This window comes from Streptomyces sp. NPDC045778 (assembly GCF_056431945.1).
The window spans coordinates 372,211-386,814 of sequence record NZ_JBWKJZ010000002.1; the positions used below are offsets into that span (position 1 = coordinate 372,211).

Consider the following 14,604-nt stretch of genomic DNA (forward strand, 5'->3'; position numbering starts at 1 on the left):
CGCGGGCGGGGCGCCCCCCTCGCCGGGGGCGCCCCTCCTCACGTGCCGGTGACTAGCCGTTCTGCTTGCGGCGGTACATCGCGAAGCCCAGGCCCGCCGCGCCGAGGGCCGCCATGCCGCCGCCGGCGGCGACCAGCGGGGTGTCGTGCGAGGCGCCGGTGCCGCTCACACCGTCGGCACCCGCCTTGACACCGCCCTGCGGGACCTTGGTGGAGGTGCCCGGGGTGGCCGGCTTGCCGCTGCGGCCCTCGACCCAGCCCTTCATCGTGCCGTCGGGGTTGAGCACGAAGTGCGCGCCGTTGTGCTGCCCGTACGCGGCCTTGTTCCCGGTCTGCTTCAGGGTGTCCCAGACGGTCTTCTTGCCGGTGCCCGGGGCCGGGGCGATCATGTCGGCCTCGTAACCCGTCTTGGTCTTGTAGACCTTGGCGTCGAAGCCGGTCTTGCCGAGGTTCTTGTACTCGCGGACGAAGGCGCGCTTCTTCGACGGTTCCGGCTTCGGCTTCGGCTTCGGCGGGAGCGGCGTACCGGTCTTGGTGACCGTGCCGTCGGCGGTCAGCGTGAACGTACAGCCGTCGATCTTCGTGGAGGCGGGCTCGATGTACGCCTTCAGGGCCCCCTTGGCGACGCCGTTCTCGAACAGCTGAGCCTTGGCGGAGCGCGCGGAGGCATTCACGTCGACCTTGGCGGCCCAGCCGCCCCCGAGGCTCACCGTGCCTTTGGACTCCCAGCCGCCGGGGACCGGCTTGTCCTTGTCCTCGTCGGGCTTGGTCTCGTCGTCGGGCTTCGTGTGGTCGTCGGGCTTGGTCTCGCCGTCCGGCTTCGTGGGGTCGTCCGGCGTGGTGTGGTCGTCCGGGGTCGGTGTGGGGTCCGGGGTCGGCGTCGCCTGGTCGCTCGGCGCGGTGGTGCCTTCGGCCTGGTGCGGGGCCGCCGGGGTGTCGGCGAAGGCCGCGGTGGCGGGGACGGCGAGCGCGGCGATCGCGCCGGTGGCGATGGCGGCGGTGCGGAAGGTGCGTCGGGTGGCGCGCATGGCGTGGTTCCCTCGTACTGGTCGGCGTCGTGTCCGTCTTTGTGCCCCTTTGCGGTGGCGACGGACAGGAAGCTACGGGTGCCGTGTGTGCGTCGTCCGTAGGGAACGTAACAACTGGCCGCAGAGCGCGACGCGGAACCGTAAAACGGTAAGAAGTGCAGGTCAGAGAGGGGTTGGCCGAAGGTCCCGAGTGGGGTGGGGGCCAAGGTCCCCCGGCGCGGGGACGGCACGCGCCGGGCGGTCGGGGGGACACGCGGGAGGTGCGGGGGGACGGTCCGGGGGACAGGAGGCGGGGGGCCCGGCGCCGCGGGTGCCGAGCAGCCAGTCCTGGTAGGCGGGGGACTCCGCGGCGGCCTCCCAGTACGCGGCCTCCAGCTCGCCGTACACGGCGTTCAGCTCCGTCTCCGTACGGGCCGCCACATACAGGCGGACGCCCAGGGGATCGCCGTCCAGGGGTCTGACCGCCATGTCGGGTCTCGCCACCGAGGTGGGCTGGCAGACGGTGACGACCTCGCCGGTGGCGACGAGCGTGGCGGCGGTCAGATAGTCGCCGTGCAGCACGCGGGGGTTGAGCCCGGCGGATCTCAGCATCCGCCGCAGGCCGTCCCACTCGCCGTCCACGGTCGGGTCGACCATCCAGCGGTCGTCGGCGAGGTCGGCGAGGCTGACGACGCTCTCGTGCGCGGCGGGATGGTCGGCGGCGAGCGAGACGAACTGCGGTTCGCGGTCGATGAGGACGCGGCGGGCGAGCCCGTCGGGGAAGCGGAGCGGGCTGCCCTCCACCTCGTGCACGAAGGCGACGTCGAGCCGGCCGTCGGCCACGTCACGCAGCAGCGCGTTCGCGGACACGTCCATCTGGAGCGAGGTCTCGGTGCCGGGCATGCTGGCGCGCAGCCTGCGCAGCCAGCCCGGTATGGCGCGGCTCGCCGTGGACCCGATGCGCAGGCGCGGCTCCCCGTCGGCGGAGCGCGCCGCGGCCGCGCGGGCCTCGGTGACCAGGGCCCGCATCTCGATGACGAGCGGCCGGGCGCGGCTGAGCACGGTGCGGCCGAGCGGGGTCGGGCGGCAGCCGGTGCGCTCGCGGGTGAAGAGCTGGCCGCCCACGGCGTGCTCGATGCGCCGCAGCTGGGTGGTCAACGAGGGCTGGCTCATGCCGAGTTGGCGCGCCGCCTTGTGCAGGCTGCCGCTGTCGGCGATGGCGCAGAGTGCGCGGAGGTGCCTGACCTCGAGCTCCATGGCCGTGAGCGTAGAGCGGGTTACGGCGGCACACCAGCCTCCCAAACACCCATGGAACCCCAGAAGTTGCCCCTGCGTCCGGTGACCGGATGTGCGGCGATAGGCCGGGGCTATCGCCACCTGCCATCATCCGCAACGCGCCAGGCTGCCCGACACTCACGGATACCGAAACGTTCATCTTTCACCGAACGAGTAGGGAGCCCCCCACATGCACCAGCGTTATGTCTCCGTCGCCGCCGCGCTCGGACTCGCGGTCGCCGCGCTCGGCACCTCCTCCGTCGCCTCGGCTGCCACGGCGGCCGACTCGGCCAAGGCCGACAAGAGCACCGTCTCCTCGTCGTACGCCCGTTACGCGGGCTCCGCCGAAGAGGCCGCGGCCAACAAGGCGTTCTTCGAGGCCGTCGTCAAGGCGGTCGCCGAGAAGCGTGCCGCGAACCCCGGCGTGAAGGCCGTCACCGTCACGTACAACGCGTCGCGTGCCCCCTCCTTCCGGCAGCAGATCGCCTCCAGCACCTCCATATGGAACGCCGCCGTCACCAACGTGCAGCTGCGCGAGGGCACGACCGGCGCGAGCTTCTCGTACCGCGAGGGCAACGACCCCCGGGGTTCGTACGCGAGCACCGACGGCCACGGCCGCGGCTACATCTTCCTCGACTACCGGCAGAACCAGCAGTACAACTCCACCCGCGTGACCGCCCACGAGACCGGGCACGTGCTCGGCCTGCCCGACAACTACCGCGGCCCGTGCTCGGAACTGATGTCCGGCGGCGGCCCCGGCCCGTCCTGCCAGAACGCCCAGCCCAACGCGCAGGAGCGCGCCCGGGTCAACCAGCTCTGGGCCAACGGCCTGGCCAAGGCCATGAAGCAGGTCCAGACCGCCAAGCAGTGACCTCGCTAGGGCCGCGGTGACGCGATCGCGCGGGCCGCGGCCACCTCCTGGCGGAGGGGTTCGAGGACGCTGTCCTCGGTCCCGGTGAACTCCACCGGGACCGGGACGAGCACCTCCACCTCCCGCAGGGCGGCGGCCAGTTCGCGCAGCTGCCGCACGACTTCCCCGGCCTCCGCCCCCTCGGGGGCGGAGGCTCCGTGCCGTACGCGCACCCGTGCGGCCGTGGTCGCGTCGACGATCCGCTCCACGGCCACCACCAGGGGCCACCACGCGGCGGCCCGCGTGCCGACGGGCGGCGGTTCGGTGAGGGCGCGCTGGAACTCGGTGCGGATGTCGGACAGGTCGCGGTACAGGCGCCGCCGCATCCGGGCCCGCGCGGCCGGATCGCCTCCGGTGCCGTCGTCCCCGAAGGCGCACTCCACGTACGCCGCCGTGTCGGCGACCGCGTCCGCGAGCCGGTCCCCGATCCGCGTGTGCCAGCTCTCCGGCCACAGCAGATAGCCCGCGACCAGCGCGATGGCGCAGCCGATGAGGCTGTCGAGGAGGCGGGGCAGGACGAGCCCGAAGCCCTGGTGGTTGAGGACGTCCGACAGGAGCAGGATCACCGGGGTGATGGCGGCGGTCTGGTAGCCGTACCCGCGCGGGGTGAGCGCGGGGATGAGCATGGCGAGGACGAGCACCGCGGGCACGTCCCACCAGCCCCGGTGAAGGGCGGAGAGCACGGCCGCGGCCACCACGAGCCCCGCCGCCGTGCCCAGGGCCCGCATCACCGCGCGGGAGAACACCGAGCCGAAGTCCGGCTTCAGGACGAAGGTGACGGTGAGCGCCACCCAGTACGAGCGCGGCACGTCGACGAGGGACACCAGGGACTGCGCGATGCCGATGCACAGCGCGAGCCGCAGGCCGTAGCGCCAGGAGGCCCCGGAGAGCACCACGTTGCGGGTCGCGCGCCGGGCCCGCACGCGCAGCGCGGCGGGCCGCCCGAGCCGGTCCTCCGCGTGCACGGCGGTGAGCGGGTCGGGGTCGGCGAGGGTGTCGGCGGCGTGCCGCAGCGCCTGGTACACGGCGCGGGCGGCGGGGCCGTACGCCGCGGGCAGCTCCTCCGGCAGCTCCTCGGGCAGGCCGAGGCCCGCGGGCTCCGCGCCGGGGCCGCGGGCGATGGCCGCGGCGAGCCGGCGGGCGGCCTCCGGCAGCTCGGGCGGCAGCTCCTCGCCGTACTGGTGGGCGGCGGGCGCGGCCTCGACGACCGGGGTGATGGCGTTCAGCTCGGCGATCAGCCGCACCAGGTCGGGGCTGCGGCCGTGGTCGCGGGTGCGGCGGGCGAGGACGAGGTCGTAGGCCTGGTTGAGCTGGGCGGTGACGGCGGCGCGGGCCTCGTCGTAGGCGTCGTCGCCGGTGTGCTCGGTGCCCGCCGCCTCCAGGAGCGCGGCCACCTTCCGGTACGCGGCCGCGACGGCGGCCCGCTCGGGCACGCCGGACCGCAGCGGCCAGGCGAGCAGGGCGAGGACCAGGACGAGCAGGCCGCCGCCGGTCATCAGGGCGGGGGCGAGCCACCACGCGCCGGGCAGCGGCAGGCCCGCGCCGATGACCGCGTTGAGCAGCAGCAGGAGCCCCGACACGGAGGCGACGGCGCCGATCGTCGACATCATCCCCGAGACCAGCGCGACGACGGTCACCGCGGCGACCGCGACCCACCCGTGGCCGTGCACGAGCGAGCCCAGGGTGACGCCGAGCGCGCCGAACAGCTGCGGGACGGCGATGTTGAGGATCCGCATGCGGTACGCGTCCGCGGTGTCGCCGATGACGCCGGACAGGGCGCCCATGGAGGCGAGGGCGCCGTAGGCGGGGTGGCCCGCCGCCATGCCGATCGCCAGGGGCAGGGACATGGCGATGCCGGCGCGGGCGACGGCCGCCCAGGGGACGGGGGCCGGCTGTGGCTTGAGTGACCTGACGAGCCAGTCCGGTGGGGTGAGTGCGGCCAGTGGGGCTCGACGTGCCATGCCGCCATTATGGCTGGGCCCGGCTCTGACCTGGGGATACGGGGAGGGGCGTGGCAGTGCTCAGCTCTGGTGCAGCGTCAGGTCCAGGAGCACCGCGCGGTGGTCGGTGTCGCCGATGGTGAGGAACCGGGCCGTGTGCGCGGCGAAGTCGGGCGTGGTGAGGACGTGGTCGATCTGCGTACCGAAGGGCCGGGGCAGCGCCGTGGGCCAGGTGGGCGTCCGGTCGGCCCCGGCGACGCGCGCCCCGTCGCGCAGGCCCGTGTCGAGGATGCGCCGGAACGCCGCGTGGTCCTGCGTGGCGTTGAAGTCCCCGGCCAGGATGGTGGGCCGCCCGTCCCCCGCGGCGGCGTAGGCGCGCAGGGAGCCCAGCTCCCTGCGCCAGCGGTCGACGTCGCCGGGCGTGGGCGGCATGGGGTGGGCGAGCTGGAGCCGCACGGGCACGCCCTTGACCTCGGCGACGGCCCCCGGCATGCCCAGCGTCCCGCGCACCCCGGCGGCCCGCTTCAGCGGCACGTCGGAGAGGATGACGGACCCGTCGGCCCCGTTCCCCCCGGCGGCCACCCGGTGCGGGTACGCCGACTCCGGCAGCTCTTCGCGCAGTGTCGCCCGGCACGCGCGGTCGCACTCGGACACGAAGACGAGGTCCGGCTCGTGCTTCCGCACGGCCTTGACCAACCCCGGGGTCCCGCGCCCGAATTCGACGTTGGAGGCCAGGACGCGCAGGTCGGCCACGGGCGGCCCGTCCGGCTCCACCACCTTCCCGTACGGCTCCATGAACCAGGCGAGCCCGCCGAGCACGGCCACCGCCCAGACGAGCCCGACGCGCCAGCGCCCGTACGCGGCGAGCAGCAGCGCGAGCACGGCGGGCGCGAGGAGCCACGGCAGGAAGGCGAGGACCTGCGGCACGGGGGTGACCGCGTCGGTGTCGGCGGCGCGGCAGCCGAGCACGGCGCTCACCGAGGCGAGCAGCAGGCCCGCGGTCCAGGCGGAGAGCCGCCACCTGCCCGGCCGCCGCACGGGGACGTCGGCGAGCAGTGCGTCCTCAGGGGCGGTGGGCGGTGCCGTCGCGTGCTCCAAGGGGCGGCCTTTCCTCGACGGGACGCCCGCCGGGCGGCGTGCTGTCCGGATCCTCCCTTAGAGACGTGGCGGCTCCGCGGAAAGTTTCCCGGCGCGCCTGCGGGAGAGCCACCACGCGCCGGCCGCCACGAGCAGACCGAGGCCCACCAGGACCCACGCCGTCACCCGCAGGGTCTGGGTGAGCGCGTCGTAGACGGCCCCCGCGGCGGCCCGGGACACGTCCGGGGGCAGGTCGTCCAGGGTGAGGACGCGGCCGACGGCGACGGCGGCGGCGAGCGCGGCGGCCCCCGCCGCCGTGCCGAGGGCGGTCGCGTACAGGGCGCGGCGGCGGCGCGCCGCGAGGAGGATGCCGCCCGCGGCGCACACCGCGGCGGCGACGGGCAGCCAGAGGCCCGCGGCCTGGAGCATGCGGAACACCTTCCGGTAGTCGCTCAGGTCCTGCGACTTCATGACCGTGACCTCGGTGTGGCGCACGGGGATGCGGTCGGCGAAGGGCACGCCCTCCTCGCCGAGCCGCCGCTTGACCTGTTCCGTGATCGGCGCGAGGTCGATGCGCACCTCGCTGTCGGAGTCGTTCTCCAGGGCCTGTTCGACGGCCGCGTGCGCGGCGCGGTTCGCCGCGTTCCAGGCGGTGCGGAAGGCCGCGGTGCCGGTGAAGGACCCGACGGCGTCCCGCACGAACGACTCGACCGTGGACTGCAACGGCCCCGCGTCGATCTCCTTGACCACGGACTCGGTGACGGCGTCGGCCACGGCCGCCCGCACCGCCGGGTCGGAGGACAGCGGCGCCATCGTGGCGACGTACCGGTCCGTGTCCTGGATCTCGTACGCCGCCCAGGTCGAGACCACGCCGAGGGGGACCAGGAGGCAGGCGAGGACGAGCAGGACGGCACAGAGGGCGGCGCGCGGACGTGGGGGCACGCCACCAAGGCAAGACCCCGGTCACGCGGGGCGCGACCGGGGGAGTCCGGATGGAGCAGGGCGGGCCCGCGGGGGGGGGGGGGGGGGCTACTTGCGGTTGTACAGCCGCATCGTCACCGGCCCGAACACCGCCACGAGCAGGGCCGCCCAGGCCAGGCTCCACGTGATCTCCGTGCCCGGCCAGTCGCCCGCCATCAGGCCGCGCACGGCGGAGGCGACGTGGGTGACCGGGTTGTTGTTGACGAAGGCCTGGAGCCAGCCGGGCATGGTCTCGGGCTTCACGAAGATGTCGGAGAGGAACGTCAGCGGGAACAGCACCATCATGCTGACGCCCATCACCGACTTCTCGGTGCGAAGGAGCAGCCCGAACATCGTCCACACCCAGGAGAAGGCGAAGGCGAAGACCAGCAGGAGCAGCACGCCGAGGAGCACCCCGGCCGCGTTGCCCGGGCGGAAGCCGAGGACGAGGCCGACGCTCAGCATCACGGCGGACGCCATGGCGTAGCGCAGGACGTCGCCGAGGAGGTAGCCGACCATCGCCGACGGCCGCCAGATCGGCAGCGAGCGGAAGCGGTCGAAGACGCCCTTCTCGATGTCGGTGTTGACCGACACGCCCGTGTACATCGTGATCATGACGACGGACATCACGAGGATGCCGGGCAGCAGGTACTGGACGTACTCGCGCGGGGATCCGGCCAGCGCGCCCCCGAAGAGGTACGTGTACATCAGCACCATCATGATCGGGAACGCCGTCACGTCGAACAGCTGCTCCGGCACGTGCTTGATCTTCAGGACCGCCCGCCAGCCGAACGTCAAGGACGTCGACAGGGCGCTGGGGCGGCGCGGGCGGTCCTTGGAGATGAGCAGTTCGGCCAGGGACTCGGTGCGGACGGGCGCGAGTTCCTGGGCCTCGGTGGGGGTCATGGTGCTCATAGCGCGGCCTCGGCTTCCTCACGGGTCTGCTGGTGGTCGAGCGGCTGGTCGGTGAGGGCCAGGAACACCTCGTCGAGGCTGGGCTGGCCCAGGGAGAAGTTGTCGACGACGATGCCCGCGTGGGCGAGCCCGGCGAGCGCCCGCGACGCCTTCTCGGCGGCGGCCTCCTCGGCGCCGCGCCCGCCGTCGCCGACCCGGGCGGTGAGCGCCACCGGGTCCGGCTCCAGCTGCACCTGCGCGCCCAGGGCGCGCGCGAGGAGCCGGGCCGCCTCCTCGCGCTGGGCCGCGTCCCGCAGCCGGACGTGCACGGAGCCGGCGCCGACGGACGCCTTCAGCTCGCCCTTGGTGCCCTCGGCGATGACCCTGCCCTGGTCGATGACGGCGATGCGGGCCGCCAGCTGGTCGGCCTCGTCCAGATACTGCGTGGTCAGCAGGACCGTGGTGCCCTGGGCGACCACCGCGCGCACGATGTCCCACACCTGGTTGCGGCTGCGCGGGTCGAGCCCGGTGGTCGGCTCGTCGAGGAAGAGCAGGTCAGGGGTGTTGAGGATGGAGGCGGCGATATCGATGCGGCGCCGCATGCCGCCCGAGTAGTGCTTCACCTGCCGCCCGGCGGCCTCGCCCAGGCCGAACGCGGTGAGGAGCTGCTCGGCGCGCGCGTACGAGGCCTTCTTGCCGTGGCCCGTGAGGCGGGCGAGCAGGACCAGGTTCTCGGTGCCGGTGAGGTCCTCGTCCACCGACGCGTACTGGCCGGTGAGGCTGACGCGGGTGCGGACGGCGTCGGCCTCGCGGACCACGTCGTGGCCGAAGACGTGCGCCTCGCCGCCGTCCGGGCGCAGCAGCGTGGCGAGCATCTTCACCGTGGTCGTCTTGCCCGCGCCGTTCGGCCCGAGCAGGCCGTAGACCGTGCCCGCGGGGACGGTCAGGTCGACGCCGTCGACCGCGCGGTTCTCCCCGAACGCCTTCACCAGGCCCGCGGTCTCGATGGCGAGGCCGTCCCGTCCCGGCTGTGTGGTCCTCATGTCCCTGCGCCCTCCAGGTGCGATGCCGCGCGCGGTGCGGTAGCGGTGCGCCGTGTCATGAGGGGAGACCGGCGCGCGAGCGGAAACTCATCGCTCCGGTGGAGCGCGGGCCCGAGCGGGTGTTTCCTGGGAGGAGGCCGCAGAGCCTGAGCAGAGAGGAACCGCCATGGCACTCACCGCACACGGATCCCCCGGCATCCGCAGCCTCTCCCACGCCTGGGCGGGCCCCGTCCTCCTGGCCGTCGTCTACGGCGTCTGGGCGGCGGGCATCCACCGCGAGGGCGGACCGATCACCGGCGGAAACGTCCTGTACGGCGTGGTCACCGGGGTCGTCTTCGGCGCCCTGTACGCCGCCGTGCGCCGCTTCGCCCCGGCCCTGCCGCGCGAGCTGCGCGCCCTGGCCTGGGCCACCTTCGCGGGCGTGAGCTTCGGCTTCCTCTACAGCCTCACCGACGCGAGCGTGCTGCGGTCCACGGGCATGGCGGCGGTGGTCGCGGGCGGCGTCTTCGTCGCGACGTTCTACTACTTCTACACGCACGAGTAGCCCGCGACGGAACCTTGCAGCCGACTGGAACGAGCGTTCTATCCAGAGCGGGATGAGATAAGGGCGGGGGGCTAGAGCGTCTTCAGGTCGACCGCGCGGGCCATGGCCCGGTAGCCGGCGTCGTTCGGGTGCAGGTGGTCGCCGCTGTCGTAGGCGGGCCGGATGCGCTCGGGGTCCTTCGGGTCGGCGAGGGCCTTGTCGAAGTCGACGTACCCGTCGTACGCGCCGGACGTACGCACCCAGGTGTTGAAGGCGTCGCTGACGGCGGCGGCGTGCTTGCCGTAGTGGTCGGAGCCGCCGAACGGCACCAGGGTGGCGCCGACGACCTTCAGGCCCTTGGCGTGCGCGGCGCGGATCAGCTCGCGGTGGCCGTTGATGAGTTCCTTCGCGGTCACGACCGGCGCGGGCTTGTACGTCGGCTTGTCGGTCTCGCTGAAGCCGACGTCGTTGACGCCTTCGAGGACGACGACGGTCCCGGCGTTCGGCAGGTCGGTGACGTCCCGCGCGAACCGGGTGGCGCTCTTGTCGCCGAACCACGCCGAGTCGTTGAGGACGAGGTTGCCGCCGATGCCGGAGTTGACCACGGGGCGTGCCTTGCCCGCCTTGGCGAGGCGCTCGGCGACGGCGTCGGACCAGCGGCGGTTGAGGTCGGTGGAGGAGCCGAAGCCGTCGGTGATGGAGTCGCCGAACAGGACGACGCCGTCGCGCTTCGCGGGCCGCTCGCCGCGTACGTCGACGCCCGAGAGGTAGTACCAGGACTCGGTGGACTCGCCGAAGGCGGCGGCGCCGGTGTCGGTGAGGTGGTCGCCCGTGGCGCGGTAGCTGGTCGCGAAGGACTGGGCGTGGAAGGTGGCGGGCCCGGTGGTGCGGGCGAGGCGGAGCGTCACGGTGACGGAGTCGAAGCGGTCCAGGCCGAGCGCGGCCGCGTCGCTGGAGAGCTGCCCCCCGGCCGGGACGGTGACCGAGCGCTTCCCGCCGAAGGTGAGGCGGCGCAGGGTGCCCTTCTCGACGGCGGCGCCCTTGGTGCCCTGGGTGCGCGCGACGGTGGCGCCCTCGATGTGCAGCGGGGAGGCGCCGTAGGCGTTGGAGAGCCGGATGCGCGCGCTGTCGCCGCCCTGGGTCACGCGCACGACCTGGCGCAGGGTGTGGCGGTCGAAGCCGGCCTCGGACCAGTTGGGGGTGAAGCCGATGCTGGGGCGCTGCGGGGAGGCGGCCCAGGCGGCGGACCAGTCCCCGGCGGCGGGCCGGGCGTCCGGGGAGGCGCTGGCCCCGCTCGCCGCGAGCCCCGCGACGAGGGCGAGCGCGGCGGCGGTGACGACGGACTGACGAGTGAGCGAAGGCATGGCGGATCCTTGGGAGTTGAGGGGGCGGGCGAGCTGTCCGGTCGGTCCGGCCGGTGGGACAACGATCCGCCGCCGCTCCTGCCCGATCAACGGCGATCCATGAAACGATCACTTCGCTCTGGCTTATCGATGCAGGTCAGAGGGGGAGAAGTCGATCAGGTCCGAGCACGGGGAGGGGCTGGATGGAACGGCAGGAGCTGGAGACGTTTCTGACGCTCGCCGAGGAGCTGCACTTCGGGCACACGGCGGAGCGCCTGCTGGTCTCGCAGGCGCGGGTCAGCCAGACCGTGAAGAAGCTGGAGCGCAGGATCGGCGGCACGCTCTTCGAACGCACCAGCCGCGTGGTGCGGTTGTCGCCGCTCGGGCGTCAGCTGTACGACGACCTGGCGCCGCTGCACCGGCTCATGGAGGAGGCGGTGGCCCGCGCCAAGGACGTGGCGCGCGGTGTGGAGGGCGAGGTGGGCGTCGGCTTCCTCGGCGCGGGCGCCGGGGCGCTGACCCAGCCCATCCTGAAGCTGTTCCGCGAGCGGTGCCCGCGGTGCGAGGTCCGGATGCGGGAGACCCAGTTCCAGGACCCGCTCGGGCCGCTGCGGTCCGGGGAGGTCGACGTGCTCTTCACCTGCCTGCCGGTGGACGAGCCCGATCTGACGGTCGGGCCCGTCCTCATCAGCCAGCCCCGTGTCCTGGCGATGCCCGTGGACCATCCGCGCGCCGGCCGCGCGGCGCTGTCCTGGGAGGACCTGGCGGACGAGACCTGCTTCGGGGTGGTGAGCAGCGCGCCGGCCTACTGGTGGGACTTCCAGGTGCCGCCGCGCACGCCGTCGGGGCGGGAGATCAGGCGGGGGCAGGCGGTGGCCACGTTCCAGGAGCTGATGACCCTCATCGCCACGGGGCAGGGCGTGTCGCCGGTCATCGCCTCCGTCGAGACGTACTACTCCCGGCCGGACGTCGTCTTCGTGCCCGTGCCTGACCTGCCCGCGGCCGAGGTGGCGGCGGTGTGGCGCGCGGGCACGCCGACGGCGCGGACCCGGGCCTTCACCCAGGCCATCCACGACGCCCTCGCGGCCAACGGCGGCCCCGCCGGCTTCTAGCCCGGGGACGGGGACCCGTCAGGGGGCGACGTGGGTCTCCAGGCCGTCGAGGATGCAGGCGATGCCCACCTTGAAGTAGCCCTGCCGCGCGCTGCTCGGGTCGGCGCCCTGCGGTGACATCGCGTACATCTTCCGCAGCCGCGGATACGCCTGCACCGCGTCCGCCGCCGCGGGGCGCACCGCGTCGTGCCAGTCCTGCTCGGTGCGGCCGCTGCGCGCGAGCGTCGTGAGGTACGCGGCCTCGGTGGTGGCGATGCCGATGACGTACGCCCAGATGGTCTTGACGGCGATCTCGGAGGTCTCCAGGTCGTACCCGCCGGCTTCGAAGAGGCCGAGCATCTCCTCGGTGAGGCCCATCATGTTCGGCCCCAGGTGGGCCATGCCCAGCTCGCCGAGGACGGAGGCGATCCAGGGGTGGCGGAGCAGCGTCGCGCGGACGTTCTCGGCGAAGCGCTGGGTCGCCTCGCGCCAGTCCTCGCGGGTGCCGGACTCGGGCAGCGGCACCTCGATCTCGCCGTAGACCTGGTCGACGGCCAGCTCGATGATCTCGTCCTTGTTGGACACGTGCGTGTAGAGCGAGGTGGCGCCCGCGTTCAGGCGCGTGCCCAGCTTGCGCATGCTCAGCGCCTCGATGCCCTCGGCGTCGAGCAGCGCGATGGCCTCCGCGACGATCTGGTCCCGGCTGAGCGCGGGCTGTTCCCGGCGCGGTCGCTGCGGCCGGGTCCAGACGGAGATCGCGGTCGGCTTCCCGGTGCGCGGCATGCGGCCACCCTTTCTCTGCTCCGACGTAACGCCCCTACCTTAGCGCAGAATGCGAACAGTGTTCGGGGCTTGCGAACACTGTGCGGCGTACGTACAGTGTTCGGTGTCAGCGAACGACGTACCGAGGAGGTCCCGATGGACGGGCTTGCAGCGCAGGGCGAGGACGACCGGGGGGAGGACACGGGCGGCGAGACCACGGTGCGTGACCCGCGACGTTGGCTGATCCTCGTCGTGCTGTGCCTGAGCACGCTGGTCCTGGTCGTGGACAACATGATCCTGACGGTGGCGATCCCGCCCATCGCCGAGGACATCGGGGCCACCGCCTCCGACATCCAGTGGATCCTCGACTCGTACATGCTGGTCTTCGCGGGTCTGCTGCTGACGTCCGGTTCGCTCTCGGACCGCTTCGGCCGGCGCAAGGTGATGGTGCTCGGCCTGGTGCTCTTCGGCGGGGCCTCACTCATCGCGATGGTCGCCAACAGCCCCGAGCAGCTGATCGCGGGGCGTGTCCTGATGGGCATCGGCGGCGCGCTGATCATGCCGAGCACCCTCTCGATCCTCATCACCGTCTTCGACGAGAAGGAGCGGCCCAAGGCCATCGCGGCCTGGAGCGCCGTGGCCATGGTCGGCCTGGTCGGCGGCCCGGTGTTCGGCGGCGCCCTGCTCGGCCACTTCTGGTGGGGCTCGGTCTTCCTGATCAACCTGCCGATCGTCGGCGTCGCGATCATCGCCGCGCTCGTCCTGATGCCGGAGTCCAAGGGTCCCTGGCGCAAGGCCGACCCGGCCGGCATCGTCCTGTCGGTCGTCGGCATGGTCGCCCTGGTGTGGACGATCACCGAGTGGCCGAAGGAAGGCCTGGACTCCCCGAAGGTGTTCGTCGCCGGGATCGTCGCCGTCGTCGCCCTCGTCAGCTTCGGCTTCTGGGAGACCCGCGTCGAGGAGCCGATGGTCCCCCTGGAGCTGTTCCGCAACCGCGTCTTCACCGGCGCCAGCTTCTCGATCGTCCTGCTGACCTTCGCCAACGGCGGCCTGCTGCTCGTCCTGACCCAGTACCTCCAGTTCGTCCTGCACTACTCGCCGACGAAGACCGGCTGGGCCTTCGCACCTCTCGCCGTCGCCTCCCTCGTGTTCAACACCCTGGGCGCCACGCTCGGCCAGAAGCTCGGCAACCGCTTCATGGTGGCCGTCGGCCTCACCATCACGGCGGGCGGATTCTTCACCCTCACCACGCTCGAACCCGGTGACGGCTTCGGCATCGTCGCCATCGCCATGGTCCTGATGGGCATGGGCGGCGGCCTCGCGATGCCCGCCGCGGTGGCCGCCCTGATGGGCGCGGTTCCCAGCGAGCACGCCGGCGTCGGCTCCGCCCTCAACGACACCGTCCAGCAGGCCGGCGCCGCCCTCGGCGTCGCCATCCTCGGCTCGGTCCTCTCCAGCACGTACGCCAAGGAAATGCCGGCTTCGGCCTCCGACACCGCGGACAACTCCGTGGTCGAAGGCCTCGCCGAGGCCGCCAAGACCGGGAACGAGGCCCTGGGCGACGCGGTGCGGTCCGCCTTCACCGACGCCATGTCCGCGACCTTCGTCGCCGGGGCCGCCGCGGTCCTCGTCGCCGCGGTCCTCTCCCTCTTCCTGATGAAGCCCGGGCCCGACGCCCCGGCCGTCGACGAGGACCGGGAGCCGGACCTCGTCTCCCACTGAGCCACCCTCCGGGCTCGGCGGCCCCCCTCCGCCGAGCCCACCCCCGGGCCCGGCGGCC

Annotated in this window: 13 protein-coding genes; 4 read left to right on the forward strand and 9 right to left on the reverse strand. The window is 73.1% G+C overall.

Annotation, left to right across the window (positions count from 1 at the left end; genetic code table 11):
• Window positions 1-52: 52 nt before the first annotated feature.
• Both AC07GB_RS04385 and AC07GB_RS04390 read right to left on the reverse strand, forming a co-directional pair.
• Complete coding sequence (locus AC07GB_RS04385; RefSeq protein WP_478841692.1) at window positions 53-1,027, reverse strand: hypothetical protein; 975 nt, start codon at window positions 1,025-1,027, stop codon at window positions 53-55.
• Between the two features lie 162 nt (window positions 1,028-1,189).
• Entirely contained in the window at window positions 1,190-2,263 is a 1,074-nt protein-coding gene (locus AC07GB_RS04390; RefSeq protein WP_478841693.1) for a LysR family transcriptional regulator, read from the reverse strand.
• Between the two features lie 208 nt (window positions 2,264-2,471).
• On the opposite strand from AC07GB_RS04390, the gene snpA reads away from it, so the two are divergent.
• The gene (gene snpA / locus AC07GB_RS04395) at window positions 2,472-3,152 is read left to right on the forward strand and encodes a snapalysin (protein WP_478841694.1); all 681 of its coding nucleotides are present in this window, start codon (window positions 2,472-2,474) and stop codon (window positions 3,150-3,152) included.
• Window positions 3,153-3,157: 5 nt separating this feature from the next.
• Here snpA and AC07GB_RS04400 read toward each other — a convergent pair whose 3' ends face one another.
• From AC07GB_RS04400 to AC07GB_RS04420, 5 genes are all read right to left on the reverse strand, one after another.
• On the reverse strand, window positions 3,158-5,152 hold the full coding sequence (locus AC07GB_RS04400; protein WP_478841695.1) for an FUSC family protein: 1,995 nt from the start codon (window positions 5,150-5,152) through the stop codon (window positions 3,158-3,160).
• Window positions 5,153-5,212: 60 nt separating this feature from the next.
• Entirely contained in the window at window positions 5,213-6,229 is a 1,017-nt protein-coding gene (locus AC07GB_RS04405; RefSeq protein WP_478841696.1) for an endonuclease/exonuclease/phosphatase family protein, read from the reverse strand.
• 57 nt (window positions 6,230-6,286) lie between these two features.
• Window positions 6,287-7,150 (reverse strand): hypothetical protein, encoded by an 864-nt coding sequence (locus AC07GB_RS04410; RefSeq protein WP_478841697.1) that lies wholly within the window; start codon window positions 7,148-7,150, stop codon window positions 6,287-6,289.
• 87 nt (window positions 7,151-7,237) lie between these two features.
• Window positions 7,238-8,083 (reverse strand): ABC transporter permease, encoded by an 846-nt coding sequence (locus AC07GB_RS04415; protein ID WP_478841698.1) that lies wholly within the window; start codon window positions 8,081-8,083, stop codon window positions 7,238-7,240.
• A complete protein-coding gene (locus AC07GB_RS04420; protein WP_478841699.1) occupies window positions 8,080-9,105 on the reverse strand; it encodes an ATP-binding cassette domain-containing protein in 1,026 nt (341 codons plus the stop codon). Before AC07GB_RS04420 ends, AC07GB_RS04415 begins: the two co-directional genes overlap by 4 nt.
• Window positions 9,106-9,271: 166 nt before the next feature.
• Here AC07GB_RS04420 and AC07GB_RS04425 point away from each other — a divergent pair, with 166 nt between their 5' ends.
• Window positions 9,272-9,649: a hypothetical protein gene (locus AC07GB_RS04425; RefSeq protein WP_478841700.1), complete on the forward strand. Its 378-nt coding sequence runs from the start codon at window positions 9,272-9,274 to the stop codon at window positions 9,647-9,649.
• Between the two features lie 71 nt (window positions 9,650-9,720).
• Here AC07GB_RS04425 and AC07GB_RS04430 read toward each other — a convergent pair whose 3' ends face one another.
• Entirely contained in the window at window positions 9,721-10,992 is a 1,272-nt protein-coding gene (locus tag AC07GB_RS04430) for an SGNH/GDSL hydrolase family protein (protein WP_478841701.1), read from the reverse strand.
• A gap of 182 nt (window positions 10,993-11,174) precedes the next feature.
• On the opposite strand from AC07GB_RS04430, the gene AC07GB_RS04435 reads away from it, so the two are divergent.
• On the forward strand, window positions 11,175-12,083 hold the full coding sequence (locus AC07GB_RS04435) for a LysR family transcriptional regulator (RefSeq protein ID WP_478841702.1): 909 nt from the start codon (window positions 11,175-11,177) through the stop codon (window positions 12,081-12,083).
• An 18-nt stretch (window positions 12,084-12,101) separates the two neighbouring features.
• On the opposite strand, the gene AC07GB_RS04440 is transcribed toward AC07GB_RS04435, so the two are convergent.
• Window positions 12,102-12,845 (reverse strand): TetR/AcrR family transcriptional regulator, encoded by a 744-nt coding sequence (locus tag AC07GB_RS04440; protein WP_478841703.1) that lies wholly within the window; start codon window positions 12,843-12,845, stop codon window positions 12,102-12,104.
• 135 nt (window positions 12,846-12,980) lie between these two features.
• Between AC07GB_RS04440 and AC07GB_RS04445 the strand changes: the two genes are divergently transcribed.
• Complete coding sequence (locus AC07GB_RS04445; RefSeq protein WP_478841704.1) at window positions 12,981-14,546, forward strand: MFS transporter; 1,566 nt, start codon at window positions 12,981-12,983, stop codon at window positions 14,544-14,546.
• Window positions 14,547-14,604 lie beyond the last annotated feature (58 nt).